Source organism: Bradyrhizobium sp. 4 (assembly GCF_023100905.1).
Taxonomy (GTDB): domain Bacteria; phylum Pseudomonadota; class Alphaproteobacteria; order Rhizobiales; family Xanthobacteraceae; genus Bradyrhizobium.
This window is the reverse complement of sequence record NZ_CP064686.1, coordinates 7,539,127-7,564,258: the sequence shown is the minus strand read 5'-3', so window position 1 is coordinate 7,564,258 and position 25,132 is coordinate 7,539,127. Positions and strand designations below refer to the sequence as shown.

The 25,132-nt window shown below is 64.2% G+C and carries 22 protein-coding genes and 1 tRNA gene; 9 read left to right on the top strand and 14 right to left on the bottom strand.

Annotated features, from left to right (window positions below; all coding sequences use genetic code 11):
* Positions 1-18: 18 nt before the first annotated feature.
* From IVB45_RS36200 to IVB45_RS36190, 3 genes are all read left to right on the top strand, one after another.
* On the top strand, positions 19-759 hold the full coding sequence (locus IVB45_RS36200; protein WP_247357471.1) for a di-trans,poly-cis-decaprenylcistransferase: 741 nt from the start codon (positions 19-21) through the stop codon (positions 757-759).
* Between the two features lie 122 nt (positions 760-881).
* Complete coding sequence (locus IVB45_RS36195; RefSeq protein ID WP_247357472.1) at positions 882-1,430, top strand: GNAT family N-acetyltransferase; 549 nt, start codon at positions 882-884, stop codon at positions 1,428-1,430.
* Positions 1,431-1,487: 57 nt separating this feature from the next.
* Positions 1,488-1,973, top strand: a complete 486-nt coding sequence (locus IVB45_RS36190; protein ID WP_247357473.1) for a cyclic nucleotide-binding domain-containing protein — start codon at positions 1,488-1,490, stop codon at positions 1,971-1,973.
* Here IVB45_RS36190 and IVB45_RS36185 read toward each other — a convergent pair.
* Complete coding sequence (locus tag IVB45_RS36185) at positions 1,912-2,739, bottom strand: metallophosphoesterase family protein (RefSeq protein ID WP_247357474.1); 828 nt, start codon at positions 2,737-2,739, stop codon at positions 1,912-1,914. The two genes, IVB45_RS36190 and IVB45_RS36185, sit on opposite strands and share 62 nt — an antisense overlap.
* A 219-nt stretch (positions 2,740-2,958) precedes the next feature.
* On the opposite strand from IVB45_RS36185, the gene IVB45_RS36180 reads away from it, so the two are divergent.
* Together IVB45_RS36180 and IVB45_RS36175 are read left to right on the top strand one after the other, a co-directional pair.
* Entirely contained in the window at positions 2,959-3,645 is a 687-nt protein-coding gene (locus IVB45_RS36180) for a DNA-3-methyladenine glycosylase I (RefSeq protein ID WP_027566079.1), read from the top strand.
* 254 nt (positions 3,646-3,899) lie between these two features.
* Positions 3,900-4,193, top strand: coding sequence for a hypothetical protein (locus IVB45_RS36175; RefSeq protein ID WP_007598221.1), 294 nt, complete (start codon positions 3,900-3,902; stop codon positions 4,191-4,193).
* Positions 4,194-4,308: 115 nt separating this feature from the next.
* Here the strand turns inward: IVB45_RS36175 and dinB are convergent, their stop codons facing one another.
* Entirely contained in the window at positions 4,309-5,412 is a 1,104-nt protein-coding gene (gene dinB / locus IVB45_RS36170; RefSeq protein ID WP_247357475.1) for a DNA polymerase IV, read from the bottom strand.
* 122 nt (positions 5,413-5,534) lie between these two features.
* Between dinB and IVB45_RS36165 the strand changes: the two genes are divergently transcribed.
* Positions 5,535-5,744 carry a hypothetical protein gene (locus IVB45_RS36165; protein ID WP_247357476.1) on the top strand — a complete coding sequence of 70 codons (210 nt, stop codon included), beginning with the start codon at positions 5,535-5,537 and terminating at the stop codon, positions 5,742-5,744.
* A 92-nt stretch (positions 5,745-5,836) separates the two neighbouring features.
* Here the strand turns inward: IVB45_RS36165 and IVB45_RS36160 are convergent.
* From IVB45_RS36160 to IVB45_RS36115, 10 genes are all read right to left on the bottom strand, one after another.
* A tRNA-Arg gene (locus tag IVB45_RS36160) sits at positions 5,837-5,913 on the bottom strand.
* A 74-nt stretch (positions 5,914-5,987) separates the two neighbouring features.
* Positions 5,988-7,043: a diguanylate cyclase gene (locus tag IVB45_RS36155; RefSeq protein ID WP_247357477.1), complete on the bottom strand. Its 1,056-nt coding sequence runs from the start codon at positions 7,041-7,043 to the stop codon at positions 5,988-5,990.
* Position 7,044: 1 nt separating this feature from the next.
* Complete coding sequence (locus IVB45_RS36150; RefSeq protein WP_247357478.1) at positions 7,045-10,155, bottom strand: EAL domain-containing protein; 3,111 nt, start codon at positions 10,153-10,155, stop codon at positions 7,045-7,047.
* 136 nt (positions 10,156-10,291) lie between these two features.
* Positions 10,292-11,377, bottom strand: coding sequence for a branched-chain amino acid ABC transporter permease (locus tag IVB45_RS36145; protein ID WP_247357479.1), 1,086 nt, complete (start codon positions 11,375-11,377; stop codon positions 10,292-10,294).
* Positions 11,374-12,384: a branched-chain amino acid ABC transporter permease gene (locus tag IVB45_RS36140; RefSeq protein WP_027566072.1), complete on the bottom strand. Its 1,011-nt coding sequence runs from the start codon at positions 12,382-12,384 to the stop codon at positions 11,374-11,376. The genes IVB45_RS36145 and IVB45_RS36140 overlap by 4 nt, the downstream gene beginning before the upstream one ends.
* Complete coding sequence (locus IVB45_RS36135) at positions 12,381-13,103, bottom strand: ABC transporter ATP-binding protein (RefSeq protein ID WP_247357480.1); 723 nt, start codon at positions 13,101-13,103, stop codon at positions 12,381-12,383. The genes IVB45_RS36140 and IVB45_RS36135 overlap by 4 nt, the downstream gene beginning before the upstream one ends.
* Positions 13,100-13,891, bottom strand: coding sequence for an ABC transporter ATP-binding protein (locus IVB45_RS36130; protein WP_027566070.1), 792 nt, complete (start codon positions 13,889-13,891; stop codon positions 13,100-13,102). The genes IVB45_RS36135 and IVB45_RS36130 overlap by 4 nt, the downstream gene beginning before the upstream one ends.
* A gap of 215 nt (positions 13,892-14,106) precedes the next feature.
* A complete protein-coding gene (locus IVB45_RS36125) occupies positions 14,107-15,291 on the bottom strand; it encodes a substrate-binding domain-containing protein (RefSeq protein ID WP_247357481.1) in 1,185 nt (394 codons plus the stop codon).
* A 218-nt stretch (positions 15,292-15,509) separates the two neighbouring features.
* The gene (locus IVB45_RS36120; RefSeq protein WP_247357482.1) at positions 15,510-17,246 is read right to left on the bottom strand and encodes an EAL domain-containing protein; all 1,737 of its coding nucleotides are present in this window, start codon (positions 17,244-17,246) and stop codon (positions 15,510-15,512) included.
* 208 nt (positions 17,247-17,454) lie between these two features.
* A complete protein-coding gene (locus IVB45_RS36115; RefSeq protein WP_247357483.1) occupies positions 17,455-18,420 on the bottom strand; it encodes a sensor histidine kinase in 966 nt (321 codons plus the stop codon).
* A gap of 195 nt (positions 18,421-18,615) precedes the next feature.
* Between IVB45_RS36115 and IVB45_RS36110 the strand changes: the two genes are divergently transcribed.
* Positions 18,616-19,458 (top strand): glucose 1-dehydrogenase, encoded by an 843-nt coding sequence (locus tag IVB45_RS36110; RefSeq protein ID WP_247357484.1) that lies wholly within the window; start codon positions 18,616-18,618, stop codon positions 19,456-19,458.
* Between the two features lie 49 nt (positions 19,459-19,507).
* Here IVB45_RS36110 and IVB45_RS36105 read toward each other — a convergent pair whose 3' ends face one another.
* A complete protein-coding gene (locus tag IVB45_RS36105; RefSeq protein WP_247357485.1) occupies positions 19,508-20,884 on the bottom strand; it encodes a cytochrome P450 in 1,377 nt (458 codons plus the stop codon).
* Between the two features lie 62 nt (positions 20,885-20,946).
* Positions 20,947-22,182, bottom strand: a complete 1,236-nt coding sequence (locus tag IVB45_RS36100; protein WP_247357486.1) for an LLM class flavin-dependent oxidoreductase — start codon at positions 22,180-22,182, stop codon at positions 20,947-20,949.
* Positions 22,183-22,416: 234 nt separating this feature from the next.
* Between IVB45_RS36100 and IVB45_RS36095 the strand changes: the two genes are divergently transcribed.
* Together IVB45_RS36095 and IVB45_RS36090 are read left to right on the top strand one after the other, a co-directional pair.
* Positions 22,417-23,829: an MFS transporter gene (locus IVB45_RS36095; RefSeq protein WP_247357487.1), complete on the top strand. Its 1,413-nt coding sequence runs from the start codon at positions 22,417-22,419 to the stop codon at positions 23,827-23,829.
* Positions 23,830-23,970: 141 nt separating this feature from the next.
* The gene (locus IVB45_RS36090) at positions 23,971-25,131 is read left to right on the top strand and encodes a PHB depolymerase family esterase (RefSeq protein ID WP_247357488.1); all 1,161 of its coding nucleotides are present in this window, start codon (positions 23,971-23,973) and stop codon (positions 25,129-25,131) included.
* Position 25,132: the final 1 nt, after the last annotated feature.

Below are 25,132 nucleotides of genomic sequence, written 5' to 3'. Positions count from 1 at the left end.
TTGACCGGAGACTTTGCAATGCAAAGTGAACTTGTGTCCCGCAACGAGAAGCTTCACGTCGGCATCATCATGGACGGCAACGGCAGATGGGCAACGCGGCGCGGCCTGTCGCGCATGCGCGGCCATGAAGCCGGCGTCGAGACGATCCGCCGCATCGTCGAAGCCGCGTCCAAGCAGGGCATCGGCACGCTGACGCTCTACGCCTTCTCGACCGACAATTGGCGGAGGCCGAAGGCCGAGGTGGCCGCACTGATGACGCTTCTGCGGTTTTACCTCGCCAACGAGGTGCAGAGCCTGGTCAAGAACGGCGTGCGCCTCACCGTGATCGGCCGCCGCGACCGTCTGCCCGACGGCATTGCCAATGCGATTGCGCGTGCGGAAGACGCCACCGCGCACGGCAGCACGCTTCATCTGCGCATTGCCGTCGACTATTCCGCGCGCGACGCCATTCTCAACGCGGCGGCAAAGGCAGCGGCGCTGACGAGTCTCACCCGCGAGGCGTTCTCGCAGCTCGTCACCGGAGAAGCTGGTTTGCGCGACGTCGATCTCATCATCCGCACCTCGGGTGAGAAGCGGCTGTCGGACTTCCTGCTCTGGGAAGGCGCCTATGCCGAGCTGCACTTCACCGAGCGGATGTGGCCCGAATTCGACGCGGGCGATCTCGCCGCGGCTCTGGTCTCCTTCCACGGCCGCGAGCGCCGCTTTGGCGGCCTCCAGGCGATCGTGCCCGAGGAGGTGCCTTCACTCTCTCGCGTGTGACGCACGGCACCGAGCAACGAAACTGTTCGTTTTCGGCCGCAAGATTGGCAGCACCGTCCAAGCGTTAAGCGCGCGGTCTCGGCTAGGTCTGCATTCGATGCAACCTGCCGAAAGCCTCGCGGATGTCACAGTCATTGCTGGATGCCGTTGTCGAGTCAGCCGAAGCCCACGCCACGGTCCGTATCAGGCCCGCCAGCGCGTCCGATGTCGAGAGCCTCTCGATCTATTTCACGAGCCTCTCCGCGACATCGCGCAACAAGCGCTTCATGGGCGCGCGGGCGGACATTGCCGTGGTCGCGGCCGAGTGCGTCGCCAGGACCAGCCATCCCGGTCATTTCACCCTGCTCGCCGAGATCAGGCAGGAGGGGCAAGGCACGATCATCGGCGAAACCAGATACGCCTACGATGCGGCTGCGCGGCATGGTGATTTCGCCATCTCTGTTGCCGATGGCTTTCAGCGCCAGGGCGTCGGCCTCCAGATGATGACGGCGATGGAGAGGCGCGCGAGCGATCTCGGTCACGAGATGATTGCAGCCGAAACCGCGCGCGCGAACGCCGAGATGCGCGGCCTTGCGAAGAAAGCGGGGTTCGAGGACACCGGTCTCGGAGACTGGCAGTCGGTCCATCTCGCCAAGCGTCTATCGCGGGTGCGCGGCTTGCCACAAATTTGAGCAAGCGCGCGACGCCGATCGTGCCCTAGTATCTCCCTGCGACGGAGCTTTGGTCGGATGCGCGCAGTTCTGGATTATTGCACCGGTGGGACGGAGCGGCAGGTTGCGGCCGGCACGCTGATCGTCGCCGAAGGCGGCACCACCGGTCATCTCTATGTGCTGATGCAGGGCAAGCTCGAAGTGCTCAAGGGCGAGATGGTGGTCGCCACGGTAACCGAGCCCGGTGCGGTGCTGGGTGAAATGTCTGTGCTGCTGGGGCAGCCGCACACTGCGACCGTACGGGCCTGCTCCGATTCCGTCGTCTACGAATTCGAGGACGCCGCCTCGTTCCTCAGGCAGGAGGCGGGCGTGGCAATTCTGATCGCCAAGATGCTGGCGCAGCGGCTCAATGTTGCCAACACCTATCTCGCCGATCTCAAGCAGCAATATGCCGGCCATGGCACGCATCTGGCCATGGTCGGCGAGGTGCTCCAGAGCATGATCAACCTGCCGCCGCTCGAGGTCTCGCCAGGTTCGGATCGGCAATCCGATCCAAGAATGTGAGCCAGTCGGGCGGCGCCTCGATCGGAGCGGCGGGCCGCTGAAGCGGCGCGCCAAGATCGATCCATTGCGCCTCGCCGGCCGCAAGCCAGAACGCCCTGTCGGCATCGAGGTCCAGCACGATGTATGTCGGCGGGCGGCCGGGTTGCAAACCGGTGTTGAAGACCCAGGTCTGGCCGAGCCGGTCGAACCACGAGCCATCGGTAATGAACGGCGATTGATGCACATGGCCCGAGATCACCATCGAGGGCTGGTACTGCATGATCCATTGCACCAGCTCGACGTCGCCGAAGAAACGCTTGCCGCCCCAGCTCGTCGGTGAATTCGCCGGCGGCGCGTGATGGATCCAGATCCAGCGCTGCCGCCGGCCGGCCGCGGCGGCGGCGAGCTGCGCGACGAGGCGTTGCTTGACCAGCGGCCCATCCCACCATGGGCACACCGTGAACAGCGCCTCGCCGACGACGAGGCTGTCACCGTCGCAGGCAATCCCCAACTCGCGCACCTCCGAGATCCAGCGCGAGATCTTTTCGCCTTCCGCATTGCGCTCGTCGAGGTCGTGATTGCCGGAGCAGAGGATCACGCGGGTCTTCGCGGCGAGCAGGGCGAGGTACTTCTTCACCACCACGATCTGCGCGCGAAAATCCACCATCGAGCCGATGTCGAGCGCATCGCCGGCGAAGATCACGAGGTCGAATTGCGGAGCGGCGCTGACGAGCCAGTCGAGCTGAGGCAGCGAATAGTGCAGGTCGGCCACGACCAGGCAGCGCATCGGAAATCCAGGGGTGAGACGTCAAAATGCTCAGGGATTGCAAAATATCTGAACGCAAGAAGCAGACCAGCCGCATCTCTCGCCAATTCAATGCGGGCAGTATGCTGCGGCGCATCCGCGGGTGCAAGTATCGAAGCGTCGCCGGGCTGGACCGGATCATCGAATTCTGATGTCGTGGCGTATCCTCAACAACTCCTGTCCCCAACAGCTCGTCTTCCCATGACCTCCTTCAAGACCATTCGTGCGCGCGCCGAAAAACGCAAAGGCGGGCCCAAGGCGCTCGAAAAGCTGATGCCCGGAAAGCCCGACCTGAAGGGCCTCGCCAAACGCGGCGACGACCGTATCCTCGCGGAGATGACGAAGCGTGTGTTTTGTGCCGGCTTTGCCTGGAGCGTGATCGAGACGAAATGGGAAGGGTTCGAAGACGCCTTCCTGCGTTTCCAGCCGGCCAAGCTCACCTTCCAGCCCGAGGATTATTGGGAGGGCCTGATGCGCGACGCGCGCATCGTGCGCAACGGTGCCAAGATCATGTCGGTGCGCGACAACGCGGCCTTCGTCCAGGAGATCGCAAAAGAGCACGGCAGCTTCGGCCGGTTTCTGACGAAGTGGCCGCCGTCGGACCAGATCGGCCTGCTCGATCTCCTGAGCAAGCGCGGCAGCCGGTTGGGTGGCAATACCGGCCAGATGCTGCTGCGGTTCGTCGGCTGGGACGGCTTTGTGACGTCCAGGGACGTCGTGGCGTGCCTGCGCGATGCCGGTCTCGACATCGCCGAAGAGGTCAAGTCGAAGGGAGATCTGGCAAAAGTGCAGGCGCAGTTCAACGCCTGGGCCGAGGAGACCGGACTGTCCTACACATATCTGTCACGCATCTGCGCGCTGTCGGTTGGCGAGAACAGGAGCGAGTAGCGAATTCGGCTCTTGGAATTCAGCTCTTGGAATTCAGCTTGGAATTCGGCTCTCGGGATGTCGAATCATGTGCATCCTGTGGCGATCTGGTGCCGCAAGCGCGGCAGACGCGACGCGCGATCACGAAATGCATTTCTCCGGAACATTTGTGCGCAGCACCTGTTCGGGAGATTGGGCCAGGCGAACATCGGCGCAGGGAACGTTCGCTTTGGCTCAGCTCAATGAAACCGACGTGACAAAAAACGGAGCAGCTCATGAAGCTCACATCCGAACAGGTGAAGCAGACCGTCAACCAGCTCGGCGCTCAGGTGCTGCCCGACGAGCATCCCGCCATGCCGCAGCTCAACAGCATGTTCGGCGAGCACACTTTCTTCGTCGATGAGACCGGGCTGAAGGTCGTCGAGCCTACGGCGCCCCCCGGCACCGAGCGCCAGAGCGGCGAAGTCGTCAGCCTCGCCGATTGGGGCGATTCGGAGCTGACACGCCTGATGGCGCACGAGCCCGAGCCGACCGGCGTGATCGTGGTGTTCGAACACGTGAGGCATTGATCGGGCCCAGCGGATCGACCTTCGGCGGCGAGTCTGAAAACCCGCCACCGTAGATTCGCGTGGCGAGCGCGCTCTACGTGGCTGTCTGCGTCCGCCGAAAGCCCGTCAGTTTGGTTCAGATGCCGAGAGTCAGCTGCGGCGGCTCCGCATCGTTCCCGGCCTGGAGGGACGACAGCGAGACCCCCAGCAGCCTGACGCTCTTAGGCAGCGGCATCTCGACTTCGAGCAGGCCGCAAGCCAGCCGCTCAAGATCGTCCCGGCCTGCAATCGGCGAAAGAGCGGACCTGCTGCGCGTGATGATCTCGAAGTCGGCAAACTTGATCTTCAAGGTGACGGTGCGGCCACGGCTGCCCGTCGCCTCGCAATGGCGCCACACCTTGTCGACCAGCGGCTTGAGCTCGAGGACCAGCGCGTCGAATTCGGTGAGGTCGCTTGAGAACGTCGTCTCCGCGCCGATGGACTTGCGGACCCGGTTGGCCCGGACCGGCCGTTCGTCGACACCGCGCGAGATCCAGTAGTAATAGGCGCCCGACTTGCCGAAATTGGCATTCATGAACTCCAGCGTCTGACGACGAATATCGAGACCGGTGAACATGCCGAGCGCGTTCATCTTCGCGCCCGTGGCCGGGCCTATCCCATGGAATTTTCCAACGGGCAGCGTCTCGACGAAGGCCGGTCCCGTCTCCGGTGAGATCACGAACTGACCGTTGGGCTTGCGATGATCGGAGGCGAGCTTGGCCAGAAACTTGTTGTAGGAGATGCCGGCCGAAGCGTTGAGGCCCGTCTCGGCCTTGATCTTCTCGCGGATCTTGAGTGCAATGTCGCGCGCCAGCGGGATGCCTTGCAGGTTTTCGGTCACGTCGAGATAGGCCTCGTCGAGCGACAACGGCTCGATGGTGGGCGTATGCTCCGCGAAGATGTCGCGGATCTGCCTAGAGATTGCCTTGTAGACCTCGAAGCGCGGTTCGACGAAGACCAGATCGGGACATTGCCGCTTCGCCGTCACCGATGGCATGGCGGAGCGAACGCCGAACTCGCGGGCCTCATAGCTGGCGGCCGCGACGACGCCACGTTCCGCGGAGCCTCCGACCGCGACGGGCTTGCCGCGCAGGTCCGGATTGTCGCGCTGTTCCACGGACGCGTAGAAGGCATCCATGTCGATATGGATGATCTTGCGGACGGGCGAGGCCTCGCCGGCCACCGTGTCGGATTCGCTCATGGAAAGATGATACAATTGAGGGATTAGAAGCGCGAGGTGATGTGTGATTCACCGAGCAATCTCAGGCTTGTGAGTGGCAAGCATGGGCATGCGATCTAATATGAGGTCGCGGAGGACAGCCCATGCAATACAGCTCCGAACTCATTCGAACGATGCGTCAGGCGCTGGAGGCCGTGATGGCCAGCCTGCCGCCCGATCAGTCGGTCTTCGGCCTGAAGGCGGCCGTCGCCGAATGCATCCTGAAGGCGGCCGCACACGGTCAGACGTCCTACGACGGACTGGTGACGTCGGCGTCAGACCAGGTTCAGGCCATCATCTCGATGCTGACATAAGCATGGGCTTGCGCTGAGCAGGCCTTGACTCCAGCGCGGGCGGTAACAAGGCAACTCGGGTGAGGGTGCTTCCAGCGTGGACTAGAAGAGACTGGCGCACCCGACACGATTCGAACGTGTGACCTTTGCCTTCGGAGGGCAACGCTCTATCCAGCTGAGCTACGGGTGCTAGTCGAGGTTCATTTAGCCGATTGGCGGGGGGCGGGCAACCGCTTCCGCCGTCTCCTGCCAGGCTGATTTGGGCTAGGCTGATTTACGGCCCGCGCTGCCAGGAACCGGGACGCCGTCCCGCCCGAGCTTGGCGAACTCGGCGAGCAGCCGTTCGGAGCACATGACGCGGTTGCGGCCGAGCCGTTTGGCCGCATAGAGCGCCTCGTCCGCCGCACCCAGCAGCCGGTCGGGGCTGTCGTCGGTTTCGTCCGGAATGTGGCTGGCGACGCCGACACTCAGGGTGACATGGTCGCCGGCCCCGACGGCGCCATGGGTGACCCGCAAAGCCATCACGGCGCAGCGGATCTCGTCGGCGATGACGCAGGCGGCATCGCAATCCATGTCCGGCAGGATCAACGCGAATTCCTCGCCGCCATAGCGGCTGGCGAGATCGAGCGGGCGCACGGCATGCCGGCTGACGACGGACGCGACCGCGCGCAGGCATTCGTCGCCGCTCTGATGGCCGTGGCGGTCGTTGAACAGCTTGAAATGATCGACGTCGACGAACAGCAGCGCCATCGGCTTCTGCGTCCGCTGGGCGCGGGCCCATTCGCTCATCAGCATCTGGTCGAACGCGCGACGGTTCGACAGGCCGGTCAGCCCGTCCTTGGTGGCAAGCTCCTTCAGGGCCATCTCGGCGCGCTTCTGGTCGGTGAGGTCGCGCAGCGTCTCCACCACCGCAATCAGATGGCCGGCTTCGTCGTGGATCGGGCCGGCGTCGATGGCGAGATAGAGCTGGCTGCCGAGCTTCGGCATCACGCACCAGTTTTCGGCGCTGAAGCCGAGCCCGTTATGGCCGCGCGCGCCATACTCCGAATAGAACTCCGGAAGCTGTTCAGGGCGGTCGAGCGCGACAAGGTCGGCGAGGCAAGGGCGCCTGGTCTCGTAGAAAGCCTGCCAGTGCTTATTGGTGCCGATCACCTCGGAGGCGGCGACGCCGGTCAGCCGCTCGCAGGCTCTGTTCCAGATCACGACGCGGCGCCTGGGGTCGATCACGAAGGTCGGCACCACCAGATGCTGCATCAGCCGCACGGCATAGGAATCCGCAACGTCGACTGTCTTGGCTGACGTTTTCCCCGGCTTCGCCATGTCAGGCCACCGCCGCCACCGGCAAGGTATGGCTCGGGCCGAACAGCTTCCGCACTTCGCTGGCCGGCTTCGGTCTGCTGAAAAGATAACCCTGCATCTCCGTGCAGCCGAGCGCGCGCAGCATCTCGCGCTGCGCCTCGGTCTCGACGCCCTCCGCGACCGTGGTCATGTTGCTGGCGGCGGCGATGTTCACCACCGCCTGCACGATCACGGGCGCGCCGCTCGTCTCGGCGATATCGGCGACGAAGCAGCGGTCGATCTTGATCTTGTCGAACGGAAAGCGCTTCAGATAGCTGAGCGAGGAGTAGCCGGTGCCGAAATCGTCGAGCGCGATGCGCACGCCGATGGCGCGGAGCTGGTGGAGGATCGAGAGCGCCGCCTCGTCGTCGCGGATCAGCACGGCCTCGGTGATCTCGAGCTCGAGCCGGCACGGGGCAAGTCCGGAATCCGCGAGCGCGCCGGCGATCCGCAGCGCCAGCGTCTCGCATTTGAGCTGCACCGGCGAGACGTTGACCGCGACGCGCACATGCGCCGGCCAGGTCGCGGCTTCGTTGCAGGCCATGCGCAGCACCCAGTCGCCGAGCTCGTTGATCAGGCCGGTGTCCTCGGCGATCGGGATGAATTCGGCCGGCGACACCATGCCGCGCTGCGGATGCCGCCAGCGCAGCAGCGCCTCGCAGCCCGTGACCTCGTTGGTGCGCAGGTCGACCAACGGCTGATAGTGGATCTCGAAGCCGCCGTTCACCAGGGCCTGGCGCAGATCCTGCTCCAGGCTCAGGCGCGCCTTGGCGCTCGCATCCATCTCCGGCTCGAAGAAGCGGTGGGTGCGGCGTCCCTCGGCCTTGGCGCCGTACATCGCGAGGTCGGCATTCTTGATGAGCTGGTCGAGATCGGTGCCGTCCTGCGGCGCCATCGCGATGCCGATGCTGGCGTCGGTCGAGAGCTGATGACCGAAGCAATGATAGGGTCGGCGGATCGCCTCGAAGATTCGCGTCACGAATGACACCACGTCGGCAGACGACTCGATCCCGGTCTGGATCACCGCGAATTCGTCGCCGCCGAGCCGCGCGATCAGGTCGCCCTGTCCGAGGCAGCCGCGGATGCGGGCCGCGATTCCCTTCAACAGTTCGTCGCCGACGTGATGACCGAGCGAATCGTTGATGCCTTTGAATTCGTCGACGTCGATATAGAGTAGCGCGAACTGGCTGCCGCCGCCGACCTTCTCAAGTTCGCGCTCGATCTGCTCGCGGAATAGCGTCCGGTTCGGCAGGTCGGTGAGCGCATCGTAATGCGCCATATGCGCGATCTTCTCGTCGGCGCGCCGCCGTTCGGTGACATCCTCGACGACGTTGATGAGGTAACGCGGCTCGCCGGATTCGTCGCGGATTCGGATCCGGGTCGAGGTGATGTAGCGTAGCCCCTTGGCCTGGCTCTGCCAGGCATGTTCGTCCTTGAACAATCCCTCGGCCGCCTTCAGCGCCTTGCTGTCGTCGTCGGTGACGACCCTGGCGGTAGCTTCCGGGTACATGTCGAACGGAGTCTTGCCGACGATGTGATCACCTGATTGGCCGAATTGCTCTTCGGCGGTCCGGTTGACCAGCAGATATCGCCGCGTTTGAGCATCCTTCACCGTGATCTGCGACGGGATGTGATCGATGATCTCGCGCAGGAACATGTAGTTGCGGTCGCGTTCCTGCTCCAGCTTGCGGCGCTCGGTGATGTCTTCGATCGTGGCCACCCATCCGCCCTGCGCGAGCGGAGTGTTGATGACCTGAAAGGCGCGGCCACTCGGCAAGTGATGGCTTCTGGTGGAGACCGTGCCTTCCGCGACGATCCTCATGACTTCGGCGCAAAATGCCTCGACATCGCCGTCGAACGCGCCGCGCTCCTTGCGATGATACATCGCCTCGCGGATGTGACAGCCGGGCTTGATGACATCGTGAGAGAGGCCGAACATGTCGGCGTAGCGGCGGTTGCAGGTGACGATGTAGCCGGCGGCGTCGTACAGGATCAGCCCCTGCGACATGTTGTTCAGGGCGGTGTCGAGCCGGCCCCGCTCCGCTTCCAGCCGCTGCTGCGCCTCGCGGTTCTGCCGGTTGATCTGGCGAACGATCAGGAACAGGATCAGCGCAATCACGGTGGCCGAAAGCGCGGCGGTGGTGACCATGAAACCGGTCTGCTGCCGCCAGTCCGCCAGCGCGGCTTTCGTGGTGTTGGTCGCGACGATGACCAGCGGGAAATGCGAAAGCGAGGCCCCGGAGCCGAGGCGCTCGTCGCCGTCGATCGGACCCTTGACGCGCAGGGTGTGCCGGCCACCTTCGGCCAGCATCTTGCGCATCAGCGGCGCCTCCTTGAAGTCCCTGCCGATCAGCTCTTCGACATGCGGATAGCGCGACAGCATCTTGCCATTGCGGTCGAACAGCGAAATCGCCGTGCCCTCCGCAAGCGCAACGGATGCGAAATAGTTCTGATAGCTGTCCGGATCGATCCGGCGGACCATCGTGCCGAAGAAGCTGCCGTCCACGCCGTTCAGCCGGCGCGCGACGACCGTGGTCCATTTGCCGATGATGAAGCTGCGAACCGACTCCAGAATCACTGGTTCGGCCATCGGATTCGATTTGAAGGTCTGAAAATAGGCGCGCGAGGAGACGTTGATCTTGGGCAGCGGCTGGGCCCGCGACCAGTTGATCAGTTCGCCGTCGGCATCGTAGATCGCGATGTCGCCGAGGTAAGACACGGAGCTGATCTTGCTCCGCAGCATCTGGTTCGTCGCAGGTCCGGACATGCGCTCGCGGAACATCGCGGCCGAACTGATCTCCGGCAGATTCATCTGCCCGATCACGTCGGCGGCGACGACGTCGGAATCTTCAAATTGCTGATCGAAGTGCCGCGCGATCAGCTGCACCGTATTTTCCAGCTCGCGCTCGCGGTTGGCAAGGGTACGTTCGCGAAATTCGCCGACGGCCATGGCGGTCACCGCGAAGATCCCCGCGACCAGCAACACGCCGCACAAAGTGAGCCACAGCACCGGTCCGCGCCGAATCGCTGCCTCCCAGCCGTGCTTCGCGGCTAGGAACATTCCGGCTGCAATCCTTGCAAAGACCTGGCGCATTCCCCCTCCCTGAAGGGACAGGGATACACCACACAAATGGCGTAAAGCTTAGGAAAGCCAGTTACCTGAGCGTTAATCTCGTTGCGTGATCGCAGTCGCGTCCAGCGAGTTGCCGCGCTGCATCATGAATCGTGCGTTAATGCGAGCTGCCCGCGCTCTTGTCGCCGCCGAGATTGCGCAGCCGTCCGACCACGCCGGTCGGAAAGAAGTAGACGCTGGCGATGAAGAGCAGCCCGAGCCACAGCAGCCAGCGGTCCGGATGCAACAGCCCCGGCAGCAGCGGCAGACCGGCTTCCGACGCCGCCTTAGAGGCGACGCCCATCAGCGCCTGCAGATAGTTCTGGGCGAGAATGAAGATGGTGGCGCCGATGATCGCGCCGTAGATCGTGCCCATGCCGCCGATCACGACCATCAGGAGAATGTCCAGCATGATCGAGAAGCTGAGCGAGGTATCGGGGCCGGCATAACGCAGCCACAATGCATTGAGAATGCCGGCGCCGGCGGCGACCAGTGCGGCGATGCAGTTGGCGTAGCTCAGGTGGAAGACGGTGCGGAAGCCGAGCGCCTCGGCGCGGAAGCGGTTCTCGCGGATAGCCTGCAGCACGCGCCCGAACGGCGAATTCACCACCCGCAGCAATGCGAGGATCATCAGGGCCGAGACGGCGAACACCAGATAGTAGGTCAGGATGCGGCCGTTGACTTCGAATCCCAGCACGTTCCTGGAGATCAGCACCGTGCCGGGCCTGAGCAGCTCGGGCAGCTGAAAGCTGCGGCCATCTTCGCCGCCGGTCAGCCAGGACAGCTGCGAGGCCAGCACCTGGAAGGCGGATGCAACCGCGAGCGTGATCATGGCGAAAAAGATCGCGGCGACCCGCAGCGAGAACAGTCCGATCGCAAGTGCAAGCAGTGCGGCAAGCGGCAGGCCGATCACGATGCCGGTTGCAACCGCACCCCAGTTCGGGCCCATCCCGTACAGCGCGATCGCGATCGCGTAGCTGCCGATCCCGTAGAACATGGTGTGTGCGAACGACACCGAGCCGGTATAGCCGAGCAGCAAATCGTAGGAGGCGACCAGCGCGGCGAAGACGCAGATCTTGGCCGCGACGTTCAGCGCTTTCGCCCCGGGGAACAGGAACGGCGTCGCCACTAGCGCCAGGATGATGAGGACGAGAACGAGCGTGAGTACGCGGCTCTTCGGCGGATCGCCTGACAGGATCATCATCGGCTGGTCACCGCATAGAGGCCGCGCGGCCGCCACATCAGAATGGCGACCATCAGCAGGATGTTGGAGACGAGGGCGAGCTTCGGCACCAGGAAGCCGCCGTAATTGGCAATCATCGCGACCAGGATCGCGCCGATGAAGCAGCCGCCGATCGAGCCGAGGCCGCCGATGATGACGACGATGAAGATCAAGACCGTGAGGTCGTCGCTCATGGAGGCGTGGACCTGCTCGCGATATAGCGCCCACATCACGCCGCCGAGGCCGGCCAGCGCCGACCCCGTCATGAACACGCCGAGGAACAGACGGCGGATGCGATAGCCGAGCGCCTCGACCATCTCGCGGTTCTCGACGCCGGCGCGGATCAGAAGCCCGAGCTTGGTGCGGTTGAGCACGAGCTGGATCGCGATGAAGACGGCAAGGCCGATCAGCGTCGCCAGCACGCGGTATTTCGCGATCGCGACGTCGCCGAGGATGAAGGAGCCGCGCAACGACGTCGGCAGTGGCGTCGGGATGATCTGCGGCCCCCACACCGCATACAGCGTCTGTTCGGCGACGATCAGGCCGCCCGTCGTCATCAGGATCTGCTTTAGATGCTGGCCGTAGACGGGCAGGATCAGCACCCGCTCGACAATCAGGCCGAGCGCGCCGGAGACCGCCATCGACAGCAATGCCGCCGGCGCCAGCACCGCGAGGTTGATCCACAGCGAATCCGCCTGGAGGGAAGCGGCGAACGGCGCCAGCACCAGGGTCGCGACGTAGGCCCCGACCGCGATGAAGGCGCCATGGCCGAAATTGAGCACGTCCATCAAGCCGAACACGAGCGTGAGCCCGGAGGCCATGATGAAGATCATCATGCCCATCGCGAGGCTCGCGGCCGTCAGCGTCAGCCAGGTGCTGGGGGAGCCGATCAGCGGGATCATCACGAGGGCGACGGCGATCGGCAGCAGGATCGGCGCGATGTCGCGCTTCGGCTTCGGCAGCGGATCGGTTGCGGCGAGCTCGGTCATTGATGCGTCTCCAGGCTCAGGCCGAGCAGCCGCTCCTGCAGCGGCACGTCGGAGGCCAAGGCCGCCATCTCGCCGCGATGAACGATGGTGCCGTTGTCCATCACCAGCACGTTGTCGCCGAGCTCGCGGGCGGCAAAGAAATTCTGCTCGACCATCAGGATCGTGGCGCCCTTGCGCTTGATCTCCTTCAGGCACTCGATCAGCGCCATCACGATCGCTGGAGCCAGTCCCTTGGTGGGCTCGTCGATCAGCAGGAGCTTGCGCGGTTCGACGATGGCGCGGGCAATCGACAACATCTGCTTCTGTCCGCCCGAGAGACTTCCCGCGCGCGACAGCCAGAACCGGCGCAGCGCCGGGAAGAAGCCAAAAATCCAGTCGAGCTGGGCGTCATCGAGCGGCCCGGCGCGCACCGCCAACACCAGGTTCTCCTTCACCGTGAGGTCGGAAAACACTGCCATGCTCTCCGGCACGTAGCCGACGCCGAGCCGCGCGATGTCGGGCGTCGCACGGCTCTCGATGCGCTCGCCGGCGAGGCTGATCTCGCCGGAGGAAGCCTGCCAGAGGCCCATGATGGTGCGCAACGTCGTGGTCTTGCCGGCGCCATTGCGGCCGAGCAGCATCGTGGTCTGCCCCCGCGCGACAGCGATGTCGATGCCCTGGAGGATGTGATAGCGGCCGATATGGGTGTGCACGCCGGAGAGCCTCAACAGATCGGTCATGCTGCGCCCCCTGCAACTTTATTCCCTTCAGATGTCTTGGGCGCGACACCGAGATAGGCTTCCTGCACGATCGGTGACGCGATCACTTCGGCCGGCGGACCGTCGGCCACGAGCTGCCCGTTATGCAGCACGATGATGCGGTCGGCGAGCGATCGGACGACGTCCATCTTGTGCTCGACCAGGAGAATGATCCTGCTCTTGTCCTGCTTGAGCTGCGCGATCAGGTTCAGCACGACCGGGACCTCGTCGATGCTCATGCCTGCGGTCGGCTCGTCGAACATGAAAATCTTCGGTTCGAGCGCCATCATCAGCGCGACCTCGAGCTTGCGCTGATCGCCATGCGACAGTGCGGTCGCGGCGACGCCACGGCGGCCGCCGAGCGCGACCTGATCCAGGATAGCATCGGCGCGGGCGATCAGATCGCGGCGGACCGTCCAGGGCCGCAGCATGTCGTAGTGAGTGCCGTTGGCGGCCTGCACGGCAAGGCGCACGTTCTCCTCCACCGAGAGGTTCGGAAAGAGGCTTGTGAGCTGGAACGCGCGCCCGAGGCCCGCGCGCGTCCGCATCGGCGCGGAATGTTGGGTGATGTCGGTGCCATCGAACAGAATGCTGCCGCTCGATGCGCGGAGCTGGCCGGAGATCAGGTTGAAATAAGTCGTCTTGCCGGCGCCGTTCGGGCCGACGATCGCGGTGAGCTCGCCCGGGCGGAAGCTGCAGGTGACGCTGTTGACCGCGACATGGCCGCCGAAGCGGATGGTGAGGTCGCGGGTTTCGAGAGTCAGCGTCATGGGTCTGGCAATGATGAGAGGAGAACTTGTCCGCGATCACGCTGCGCTGCCTCCCCCGCTTGCGGGAGAGGCACAGGCGGCCTACGGCCGCCGTTCTTGAAAGAACGCCGATGCGGAGCATCGGCTACTGCGAGGGTGTCTCCGCAATCGAGAACCCCCAGAAGGACAGAGCCCTCTCCCGGCCTCTCCCGCAAGCGGGAGAGGTGGAGAAGCACCTAGCGCTTGTTCTTGATCGGAACGTTCATGTCCTCGATCTTCAGCTCGCGCACCGGCTCGAGCACGGCCCAGGCGACGTTCGGATCGACCTTGACCTTGAAGTGATACATGCTCTGGAGCGCCTGATGGTCTTCCTTGCGGAACATCATCTTGCCCTTCGGCGTGTCGAACTCCAGGCCTTCCATGGCCGTGATCAGCTTCTCGGTGTCGGTCGACTTCGCCTTGGTGACGGCGGCGACGACGGACATCGCGGCGGCGAACCCGCCCGCGGTGAAGAAGTCTGGCGGCGCGTTGAAGCGCTTCTGGTGCTCGGCGACGAACCAATCATTCACAGGGTTCTTCGGGATCGCGTAGAAATAATAGGTCGCGCCTTCCATGCCGGGCAGGCCCTTGTAGGCGGCGAGCGCCGGCAGGATGTTGCCGCCGGTGGACAGTTCGATGCCGTAGCGCTTCGGATCCATGTCCTGGAGTTTTGCCAACGGATTGCCGGCGCCGGCCCAGATCACCCAGATCACCTTGCGGCCCGGCTTGTCCTTCAGCGCGTCGAATAGGCGCTGGCCAACCGCGGTGAAGTCGGTGGTGGAGGTCGGGGCATATTCTTCGGCGGCGAGCGTCGCGCCGGTCTTGCCGAGCGCCTCCTTGAAGGCGGCGACGCCGTCGCGGCCGAAGGCGTAGTCCTGCGCCAGCGTCGCGACGGTGACGCCCTGCTTGCCGATCGCGACCGCGTTCGAAATCGCGTCCTGCGACGAGTTGCGCGCGGTGCGGAAGATGTAGCGATTCCACTTCTCGCCGGTAATCTGGTCCGCGACCGCGGGCTCGACGATCAGGATCTTCTTGTTCTCCTCGGCGACGGGCAGGATCGCGAGTGCCGCGGCCGACGAGGTCGTGCCGATCGCGATGTCGGCCTTGTCGTCCTGATAGGCTTCCGCGAGAGCGGCCTTGGAGAGATCCGGCTTGCCCTGGTCGTCCTTGGTGATGACGACGATCTTGCGCCCGTCGAGCGTCATGGTGCCCTTCGTGGCGTATTCAAAACCCATCTGCAGGCCGGTCTCGGTCTGCTTGGCATAGGCCTCGAGCGGGCCGGTCTTGCCGTAGATCAGCGCGACCTTGAGATCGTCGGCCTGTGCGGAGGTGCCCGCGGCGAGGGCGAGGATGGTTGTTGCTAAGATGAGCGATCGACGCACGGTGGTCCCTCCTGATGAATTCTTTGGCCATAGCGATTTGCACAACCGTGCGGACATTGCAATTCCACCTTCCGGCAGACCACGCGACGGGCATGTGTGACATTGTCCCGGCCCGGCCGCGCCGGATCGCTTCTGCCGAGGAAATCGGCAGATGCAATTATGACCTCACCCGTGGAACGGGTTGCTCAGGCTTTGCAAAGTAACGATCAGGCCCGGGGTTACCGCCGATATCCGTTCGCGCGGGAATAGCCCTGCCGGTTCTGTTGCGTCGAGCGGTTTGTGACGCTGGCGCGTGCTTCGCTGGAGATGGGCGTTGCGAGCTTCAGCTCCTCCAGGAAGATCGGCCGGGAAAAATAATAGCCCTGCGCGTAACGGATCTTGGTCGCAGCCTGGAGGTAGGCGAGCTCCTCGTAGGATTCGATGCCTTCGGCGATCACGGTCATGCCGAGCGCTTCGCTCAGGGATTCGATCGCGCGCAGGATGCCTTGGTTGCGCGGACGCTTATGGATATCGGTGATGAAGGAGCGGTCGATCTTGATCTCGTCCGCGGTGATGTCGGCCAGCGCCGAGAGCGAGGAATAGCCGGTGCCGAAATCGTCGATCGAGATGGCGACGCCGAGCTTGCGGAACATCGGCAGGATCTCGGCCTGGAAATGATTCTTGGCGACGAAGGCGTCTTCCGTCACCTCGATCATGAAGCGCTGCGGAAAGCCGGTGTCGTCGAGCGCCTGGGCAAAGCTGCGCATGAATTCGGGGTTGCCGGCCTGCTTGGCCGCGACGTTGATGCTGATGGTCGCTTCCGCACCGAACGTCTCGTTGATCAGGTCGATCGACTTGACGATTTCGGCGAGCACGAGATGGGTCAGCTCGTCGATCAGCCCGAGTTCGGTGGCAAGATTGATGAACGAGCCCGGCGCCTGGATCACGCCCTCGTCATCACGCAGCCGCACCAGGGCCTCGATGCCCTTTACCTCCTGCGTACGGATGTCGACCTTGGACTGGAAGGCGCAGCAGAAGCGCTTCTCGAGGATGGCCTGCCGCAGCGACTGCTCGATCTTCATGCGCGCCAGCGCCTCGCGCTCCATGCTGGAGTCGAAGAAGGCCGCCGATCCCTTGCCGTCATTCTTGATGCGGTACATCGCGATGTCGGCGTTCTGACGCAGTGTCTCGAAGCTGCTTCCGTGATCGGGGTAGAGGCTGATGCCGACGGAGGTTGAGGCGAACACTTCCGAATTGTCGATGAAGAACGGCGCGGTCAGCCGCTCCAGCGTCGACTGCATGAACTCGGCGACTTCCTCCTGGCTCTGGATCGGTGACAGCAGCAGCAGGAACTCGTCGCCGGAGATGCGCGACAGCATGTCCGAGTCGCGCAAGCCGCGTCCAAGGCGCTTCGACAGCTCGACCAGCAGGGCATCGCCCACCGCGTGGCCGTAATAGTCGTTGATGTGCTTGAAATTGTCGACGTCAAGAAAGGCGAGCGCAAAGCGCTCGCCGGCGCGACCCTGCGCGAGCAGGCTGGTGGCGCGATGTTCGATCACGCGCCGCGAGGGCAGGCCGGTCAGCTCGTCGAAATAGGCCGAGCGGAACAGCTGGTCCTCGAAATTCTTCTGCTCGGTGATGTCGGAGGAGGCCGAGATCAGCAGCTCGCGTCCGTCGAAGCGGACCGGACGGTGGGTGGTCAGCAGCACCTGGCGTGCGGCTCCGTCGTGGAGCGCTTCCTCGGCGACGACCGCACGGCCGGAGCTCAGAGCCTGCCGGCAGGCTTCCTGGCGGGGCGCGAGATCGCGCGAGGGGCGGCTGCCGTCCATGCCGAGCTGGGCGGCCGCGACATCGTTGACCAGGAGAAGTTCGCCTTGCGCGTCCTGCACGGTCAGGCCGGCAGGCAGCATTCTAACGATTTCCTTGAGAAATCCGAGTTCGGCTTCGCCCGCGCCGGAATATTTGTTGTCGTTCATAGAAGTCATGAATCTTGTTGTTTCAGCACGCCTTTGCAATGGCCGCGATCTTGCGCGGTTCTCTCTTAAGTTTGGTTAAGGGGTCCGGAGAATTACGGTGGTGTTTTGCGGCGATGCGACGCGCGCAGCCCATCGTCATTAACAGGGCGTCAACGCGTCCGGCGAAACCGCGAACGAAGCGCGCGAACGGCTTTCGGTTGCGCCGTGTCTAACCGTCCTTGGGGATGCGGCATTGCATGGTGCAATGAAGTCCGGTCCTGAGATAGGAGACCTCCGTCTTGCCGTCGAAGGCCGACAGCGCGGACTTCAACAGCTTGGTGCCGAAACCCGGCTCGGAGACCTTGTCGACGCTCGGGCCCTCGGTTTCATCCCAGGTCACGGTCAGACGGTCGTCGCTGACGGTCCATGACACCTGCAACAACCCGCGTGGCGCGGAGAACGCGCCATATTTGCCCGCGTTGGTGGCGAGTTCGTGAAACATCAGGGACAGTGTGACCGCAAGCTTCGGCGGCAGGAACAGCCGGTCGCCGTTCAGCGTGAAGCGGACATGGCCATAAGGGCCGAGCTCGGAGATCAGGAGGTCGCGAATGTCGCAGCCGGCCTTGTCGATCCGCGAGATCAAATCGTCGGTCGCGGCAAGCGACCGCAGTCGCGGATCGATCCGGGCCCAGATTTGCGGCTGATCGTGCAACACTTGATGCAGCACCGCATGCACCGTCGACAGCTTGTTCTTCAGCCGGTGCTGGAGCTCGTCGACCAGCAGCTTGCGATAGTCTTCCTCCTCGATCAGGCGTCTGGATATCCGGCGCTGCTCGACAAGGAGCGAGCGATAATGCTCGACGCCCCAGATGGTGAGGGCGCTGACCGCCCAATAGAGCGCCAGCAGGGCGAATCGCGCGTTATCGGCAAGGGCATCGCCAAAATTCACGACGACGCCGAGCACGCCGCCGACCAGCGCCGCGATGATGCCGATGCGGAAGCCGCCGAACGCGGCCGCAAAGAATACGGCCGGGAAATACGGCGTGAAATAGACGTCGGGCCGCACATGGGCGAGAGCCCAGCGCGCCAGCGTCGCAACCAGCAGGCAGGCGACCGCAAACGCGAGGCTCAGGCCGAGCGATGGCGGTGCCACGCCCTGCCAGCCCTTGCGGAATTCGTCGATCAGCTTCCCCATGCGCGATCCGGTGGCGATATGCGTTCGACAATCGAGCGGTCGCCAGGAATGTTACGCATGTCGCCGGCCCCAAGCAAAGCTTGCCTTGTCGGAAGCCGGCAGGAATAGTGCCTGCTGCGGCGCCAACTGTCGCGGCGCCGTCGTAGATCGGTGTCCGCCATTTGGCGTCAAGGGGTTAGAAAACAGGGACATTCCATGGGCAGGTTGGATGGCAAGGTCGCGGTGATCACGGGCGCGACGAGCGGGATCGGGTTGCGCACTGCTGAAGTCTTCGTTGCCGAAGGTGCCAAAATTGTGATCGCGGGCCGGCGCATACCGGAAGGCGAGGCGCTGGCGAAGCAGCTCGGGCCGAATTGCGTCTTCCGCCAGACGGATGTGACGGTCGAAGCGCAGATGCAGGCGCTGATCGCGCTCGCGGTGGGCAAATTCGGCCGCATCGACTGCCTGTTCAACAATGCCGGCGGCCCGGCGCAGACCGGCGGCATCGAAGGCCTCGAGGTCGAGCGCTTCGACGCGGCGATGGCGACCTTGGTGCGCAGCGTCATGCTCGGCATGAAGCACGCCGCGCCCCACATGAAGAAGCAGGGCTTTGGCAGCATCATCAACAATGGCAGCATCGCCGGCCGTCTCGCCGGCTTCTCGTCGTCGATGGTCTATGGTGCGGCCAAGGCGGCGGTGATCCACCTCACCAAATGTGTGGCGATGGAGCTCGGCGAATCCAACGTCCGCGTCAACTCGATCTCGCCCGGCGCCATCGCGACCGGCATTTTCGGCAAGGCGCTCGGGCTTTCGACCGACGCGGCGGAGAAGACGCCGGCGGTGATGCGCGAGGTCTACAAGACCGCGCAGCCGATCCCGCGTGCCGGCCTTCCCGATGACATCGCCCACGCAGCGGTGTTCCTGGCCAGCGACGAATCCAGCTTCATCAACGGCCATGACCTCGTCATCGACGGCGCGATGACCGGCGGCCGCAACTGGAGCCAGCAGCAGCAGGGCTACGTGGCCCTGCGCAAGGCGTTCGATCAGGGGGCCGGATAATTTCGTCATTGCGAGGAGCGAAGCGACGAAGCAATGACGACTGCGATGCTCACACCGCCTTCACCCGCACCCGCAATCCGTCGCGCGGTTTCGGGATCGGCCACATCTGCCAGTCCGGCTTGTAGCCGGGCTCGAGCGATACCTCGATGTTCTGCAAGAAGTGCCGCGCGAAGCATTTGGCCTGCATGTAGGCGAAGTGCAGGCCGAGGCACATATGCGCGCCGCCGCCGAACGGGACCCAGGCGAAGCGGTGGCGGTTGCGCTGGGCCTCCTCGGTGAAGCGCAGCGGATCGAAGCGATCCGGCTCCGGCCAGATGTCCTTCATGTGGTGGGTGTAGAGCGGATTGACGCCGATCGCGGTGCCGGCCGGAATCGAAAAGCCCTTGAAAGTGAAATCGCGCATGGCGCGGCGCGGCATTGAGGGCACCGGCGGCTTGATCCGCAGCGCTTCCTTGAACGCCATCTCCGACAGCGGCATCTTTTCGAGATCGTCGAAGCTGCTCGGCGCATCGGGGGCGAGCCCCAGCGCCATGACCTCCGCGCGAAGCTTGTCCTGCCAGTCGGGATTTGCCGCGAGCTCGCCGATGAACGAGGTCAGTGACGAGGTCAGCGTGTCGTGCGCCGCCATCATCAGAAAGCTCATGTGGTCGATGATGTCCTGTTCCGAGAGCAGCGCGCCGTCCTCGTGGGTTGCGCGGCAGAGCTGCGAGAACAGGTCATCACCGCCGTGATTGCCGCGTCGCAGCGGAATCTGCTCGCGGAAATAAGCGACGATGCGCTTGCGTCCCCTGACGCCGGCCGCCATCTGCGTGCCGGGCAGCGGTCGGCGGATCGGGGCGACGGCGGCGGCGACCATGTCGACGAAAGCGCGGTTGATCTCGTCGACCTCCGGCCCGATATCGGCGCCGAGAAAAGACGCGGCGGCGAGATCGAGCGTGAGCTGCTTCATCGCCGGATAAAGCTGCATCTCGCCGGGCTTTGCCTTCCACTGCGCGACGCGGGCGGCGATGCCGCGGTCGAGATCGCTCAGATACGATTTCATCGGTCCGGACTTGAATGCGACCGACAGCGCCTTGCGGTGCAGCCGGTGCTCCTCGAAATCCAGCAGCATCAATCCGCGCGGAAACAACAGGCCGAGCACCTTGTTCCAGCCATGGGTCGAGGAGAACAGCTTTTGCTGGTCGAACAGCACGAGTTCGTTGGCCTCGGGGCCAAGCAGCACGACATTGGTCTCGCCGAAGAAATGCGTGCGATAGACCAGGCCGTATTTGGCACCATTCGCCTCGATATGCCCCTTGGGGTCGGCGAGCACCTGGAAGGTCTTGCCGATGATCGGCCAGCCTTCGTCGCCGGGGATGTGGGTCAGCTCGTTGCGCTTGGGCGGAGTGAAGCCGAGCGCAGGCGCGGCCACATTCTGCATCGACATGACGATTGCTCCGGTTGGCGAGACCCGGCCAACATAGCACAATCCGTGACGAGGACTCTGCGCTACCGCTTCGCCGCTTCCTTCTGCAAATCCGGCGCATTGACGGCCGGAATCGCGACGCGGCCGGCGCCGGTCACCTTCAGCGCCTCGGCGGCCTTCTCGTTTTCCATGATCTTGGCCATCACGGCCTGTCCCGCGCGCTCGAAGATCGCGCGGTTCTCGATCACGAATTTTTGCGACTTGCGCAGGCCGTCGATGTAGCCGTTGATCTCGGGCACGACGTAGCGCGCGACAAGGTCCCAGCTCCGGCGCGTGTTCTCCGGGTTGGCCCAGTCGTGCACGAAGCCGATGACGGCACCGACTCCGCCGGAGACCTGCATCACGTTCTTGATCATCTTGACGAGGTCGTCGGGCGTGCCGATGACGGAGGCCGCGCCGTCGACGAAAGCGGTCTTGTCCACGGCCTCGTCGGGTGAGGCGAACGCAGTCAGGCCCGGCCGCTGTAGCGTGCCGACATTATATTCGTTGTGCCAGCGCATCAGCCCGGTGCCGGCCTCGCGGCGCGCCTGCTCGCGGGTCTCGGCGATGTGCCAGGTCAGCAGCACGCGCCAGTTCGCGCGATCGACTTTGGTGCCGTGCTTTTTCGCCGCGTCCTCGGCGAACTGCCATTGCTGCTGCAGCGACATCAGCCCCTGCGTCGTCATCGAACCCAGCGAGATGATACCGATGCCGTATTTGCCGGCGAGCGTCATGCCGGAGGGCGAGATCTGCGAGGCCACCACGAACGGCATTTCCTCCTGCAACGGCAGCAGCTGCAGCGCGGCGTCGTTCATGGTGAACCAGTCACTCTTCGCGGTGACGCGCTCGCCATTGAAGAGGCGGCGGATCACCCCGATCGCCTCGTCCTGGCGGTCGCGCTGCGTCATCGGATCGATGCCGAGCGTATGCGCGTCGGAGGCGAGCGCGCCGGGACCGGAGCCGAAGATGGCGCGGCCGCCGGTCATGTGGTCGAGCTGCACCATGCGCTGCGCGACGTTGTAGGGATGGTGATAGGGCAGCGACACCACGCCGGTGCCGAGCTTGATCCGCTTGGTGCGCTCGCCGGCCGCCGCCAGGAACATCTCCGGCGAGGCGATCATTTCCCAGCCGGAGGAATGATGCTCGCCGCACCAGAACTCGTCATAGCCGAGGCTATCCAACTGCTCGACCAGGTCGAGATCGCGCCGGAACTGGAGCATCGGATGCTCCCCGATCGGATGATGCGGGGCAAGGAAGGCTCCGAACTTCAGGCGCGCCATGGCGTTCTCTCCGGCTTGATTTTTTGCTTGTTTGTGGCGCGAAGCTACGTGCTGGAGACAGCGAACGCAATCGCGCGATGTCCCGCGCGGCGGAATGCAGCCATGCGTGTGTCGTCTCCCTCTCCGTGGCACGCAGACAGTGGCGGAACGCGCGGGCATCCTACCTTCGAGGTAATCGCGGCACCGCATTAGGCCTGCGATGATCGGCAACGACATCCGAAAGGTCGCGCGCCGATGCATCAAACCGTCACAAAGCAGATCGATACGTCGCGTCGCTGGTGGGTGCTGGCGATCGTCGTGGCCGCCCAGTTCATGTTCGGCGTCGATGCTTTCGTGGTCAACGTCGCCATTCCGACCATCGCGGTCGAGTTGAAGGCATCGCCTGCGCAGATCGAATCCGTCATCGCGATCTACCTGATCGCCTATGCTACGCTGGTCGTCACCGGCGGCCGGCTTGGCGACATTCACGGCACCAGGAACGTGTTCCTGGCTGGCCTGCTCGGTTTCACCCTGACGTCGCTGTGGTGCGGACTGGCGCAATCCGGTGCGGAATTGATCGTCGCGCGGCTGACACAGGGTGCTTCCGCCGCGCTGATGGTGCCGCAGGTGCTGGCGACGCTGCATCTCCTGTTCACCGACGGACAGCGCAACCGCGCCTTCGCCATCTACGGCATCGTGCTGGGACTCGCGGGTGCCGCGGGCTTTGTGCTCGGCGGTCTCCTGGTCACGATCGATCTCGCCGGCACCGGCTGGCGCTCGGTATTCTTCGTCAATGTGCCGTGCGGTCTCGTCATCGCGGCTGCGGCCTGGCGCATCATGCCCTCGGTGCCGCATCGCGCCGGCACGCGGCTCGATATCGCGGGCAGCGTCGTCCTGTTCGCCGGATTGCTCTGCATGACCGGTCCGCTGCTGCTCGGTCACGATGTCGGCTGGGCGCCGTGGCTGTGTCTGGTGATGGCGATCGGCGCCGTGATTCTCCTGGCATTCCCGAAACTGGAGCATGCGGTCGCACGCGCCGGCGGCATGCCGCTGATCGATCTCTCGCTGCTGGCAAACGCCGCTTTCCTGCGCGGCCTTGGCGCGGCATTCTTTTTCTTCTGTGCCAATCTCTCGTTCTATCTGGTCATGACGTTGTTCATGCAGCGAGGGCTGAACATCCCGCCGCTCGCGGCCGGCATGGCCTTCATTCCGCTCGCGCTCGCTTTCGTCGTGGCCTCGCGCCATAGTGGTGCACGGGCGCGCCATCGCGGCACCAGGGTCTTGATCGAAGGTTGCGCGCTTCAGATTGCGGGCCTCGCGGCGCTTGCGCTTGTCGCGTTCTCTGTCGATGCGCCGTCCGCGCTCCTGCTCGCGCTCACCATGATCGTCTTCGGCTACGGTCAGGGGCTGGTGATGGCGCCGCTGTCCGGCGCGGTGCTCTCGACGGTGAAGCCTGTGGCCGCAGGTTCTGCCTCCGGCATTTACGGCACCACGGCGCAGATCGGAAATGCGGCCGGAGTGGCCGCAATCGGCGCCGTGTTTTTTGCCGCCGAAGCCGTGCAATCAGCGCGCGCAGGATTTCTCGTCTCGCTCGCGCTGTTCGTGACATTAATCATGATCTGCGCCGCATTCCTGGCGTGGATGCGCCGCGCATCTGCACGAAGTTGAGGCATCGCGGTTAATACGTGCGGATTTCTGCAGGTTTTCCTGCGATTTAGCGCGTCATCGACAGCACACGGTCTTTTTATTTTGCGCTGCAGCAACTATTTGGTTTGGGTGGACGTTGAACGTCGCCTGCCAGGAGTTGCCGTGTCGTTAACCAGAAATGTCGATCTCTTGAGACGTCTGCCAAAGCTGGACGGATTGCGCTTCGCCGAGTTTGGCAGGAGCGCCGATGCGTCCAGTCCATTGCAAGAGGTTACGGGCTTCGGCGACAATCCCGGCAATCTGCGCCTGTTCGCGTTCGTGCCGCCGCAACTGCAGAAGCCGCGCGCGCTCGTCGTCGTGCTGCACGGCTGCGGCCAGACGGCGGCAAGCTACGACCTCGGTGCCGGATGGTCGACGCTCGCCGAGCACTACGGCTTCGCGCTGTTGATGCCCGAGCAGCAGCGCGTCAACAACAGCAACACCTGCTTCAACTGGTTCAATCCGGAAGACACGGCGCGGGACAGCGGCGAGGCGTGCTCGATTCGCGAGATGATCGCGCATATGACCGAGACGCATCGCATCGATCCCCGCCGCATCTTCATCACGGGCCTGTCGGCCGGCGGCGGCATGACGTCGGTGATGCTCGCGACCTATCCCGAAGTCTTCGCGGCCGGTGCGGTCATCGCGGGACTTCCCTACGGCATCGCGACCAATCTGCGCGAGGCGCTCGACGGCATGTTTCATTCCCCGGAGCGGCCGGCGCGCGAACTTGGCGATCTGGTGCGGCGGGCCTCGGATCATCGCGGGCCCTGGCCCAGGATCTCGGTGTGGCACGGCAGCGCCGATCGCACCGTCAACCCCGGCAATGCCAACGAGATAGTCAAGCAATGGCTCGACCTGCACGATCTGCCTGAGGCGCCGATGGCGGAAACTGACATCGACGGCTATCCGCGCCAGGCCTGGTGGAACAAGGACGGCGAGACTCTCGTCGAGTCCTACGCCATCACCGATATGGCCCACGGCACGCCGCTCGGCCTTGCCGACAACGACCAGCGCTATGGCGTGGAAGGCGCGTTCCTGATCGAGGCCGGCATCTCCTCGTCCTATCACATCGCCAAATTCTTCGGCCTCACCGGCTGGATCCCCGACGCAGCGAAGAAGGCCGAGCCGACGCCGGCCCGCTCGTCCGCGCCGCATCTGGCCCGCTCGATTCGCGCCGCTGTCGCCGAAGAGCCGGCCGAGCCGAAGCGCGAGGAGGCCCGCGGCTTCGATCTCGGCCAGATCATCACGCGCGCGCTCACCGCCGCGGGATTGATGAAATAAG

Coding starts and splice junctions, on each gene's coding strand:
- IVB45_RS36200 (WP_247357471.1), top strand. CDS start 19: ATGCAAAGTGAACTTGTGTCCCGCAACGAGAAGCTTCACGTCGGCATC.
- IVB45_RS36195 (WP_247357472.1), top strand. CDS start 882: ATGTCACAGTCATTGCTGGATGCCGTTGTCGAGTCAGCCGAAGCCCAC.
- IVB45_RS36190 (WP_247357473.1), top strand. CDS start 1,488: ATGCGCGCAGTTCTGGATTATTGCACCGGTGGGACGGAGCGGCAGGTT.
- IVB45_RS36185 (WP_247357474.1), bottom strand. CDS start 2,739: ATGCGCTGCCTGGTCGTGGCCGACCTGCACTATTCGCTGCCTCAGCTC.
- IVB45_RS36180 (WP_027566079.1), top strand. CDS start 2,959: ATGACCTCCTTCAAGACCATTCGTGCGCGCGCCGAAAAACGCAAAGGC.
- IVB45_RS36175 (WP_007598221.1), top strand. CDS start 3,900: ATGAAGCTCACATCCGAACAGGTGAAGCAGACCGTCAACCAGCTCGGC.
- dinB (WP_247357475.1), bottom strand. CDS start 5,412: ATGAGCGAATCCGACACGGTGGCCGGCGAGGCCTCGCCCGTCCGCAAG.
- IVB45_RS36165 (WP_247357476.1), top strand. CDS start 5,535: ATGCAATACAGCTCCGAACTCATTCGAACGATGCGTCAGGCGCTGGAG.
- IVB45_RS36155 (WP_247357477.1), bottom strand. CDS start 7,043: ATGGCGAAGCCGGGGAAAACGTCAGCCAAGACAGTCGACGTTGCGGAT.
- IVB45_RS36150 (WP_247357478.1), bottom strand. CDS start 10,155: ATGCGCCAGGTCTTTGCAAGGATTGCAGCCGGAATGTTCCTAGCCGCG.
- IVB45_RS36145 (WP_247357479.1), bottom strand. CDS start 11,377: ATGATGATCCTGTCAGGCGATCCGCCGAAGAGCCGCGTACTCACGCTC.
- IVB45_RS36140 (WP_027566072.1), bottom strand. CDS start 12,384: ATGACCGAGCTCGCCGCAACCGATCCGCTGCCGAAGCCGAAGCGCGAC.
- IVB45_RS36135 (WP_247357480.1), bottom strand. CDS start 13,103: ATGACCGATCTGTTGAGGCTCTCCGGCGTGCACACCCATATCGGCCGC.
- IVB45_RS36130 (WP_027566070.1), bottom strand. CDS start 13,891: ATGACGCTGACTCTCGAAACCCGCGACCTCACCATCCGCTTCGGCGGC.
- IVB45_RS36120 (WP_247357482.1), bottom strand. CDS start 17,246: ATGAACGACAACAAATATTCCGGCGCGGGCGAAGCCGAACTCGGATTT.
- IVB45_RS36115 (WP_247357483.1), bottom strand. CDS start 18,420: ATGGGGAAGCTGATCGACGAATTCCGCAAGGGCTGGCAGGGCGTGGCA.
- IVB45_RS36110 (WP_247357484.1), top strand. CDS start 18,616: ATGGGCAGGTTGGATGGCAAGGTCGCGGTGATCACGGGCGCGACGAGC.
- IVB45_RS36105 (WP_247357485.1), bottom strand. CDS start 20,884: ATGTCGATGCAGAATGTGGCCGCGCCTGCGCTCGGCTTCACTCCGCCC.
- IVB45_RS36100 (WP_247357486.1), bottom strand. CDS start 22,182: ATGGCGCGCCTGAAGTTCGGAGCCTTCCTTGCCCCGCATCATCCGATC.
- IVB45_RS36095 (WP_247357487.1), top strand. CDS start 22,417: ATGCATCAAACCGTCACAAAGCAGATCGATACGTCGCGTCGCTGGTGG.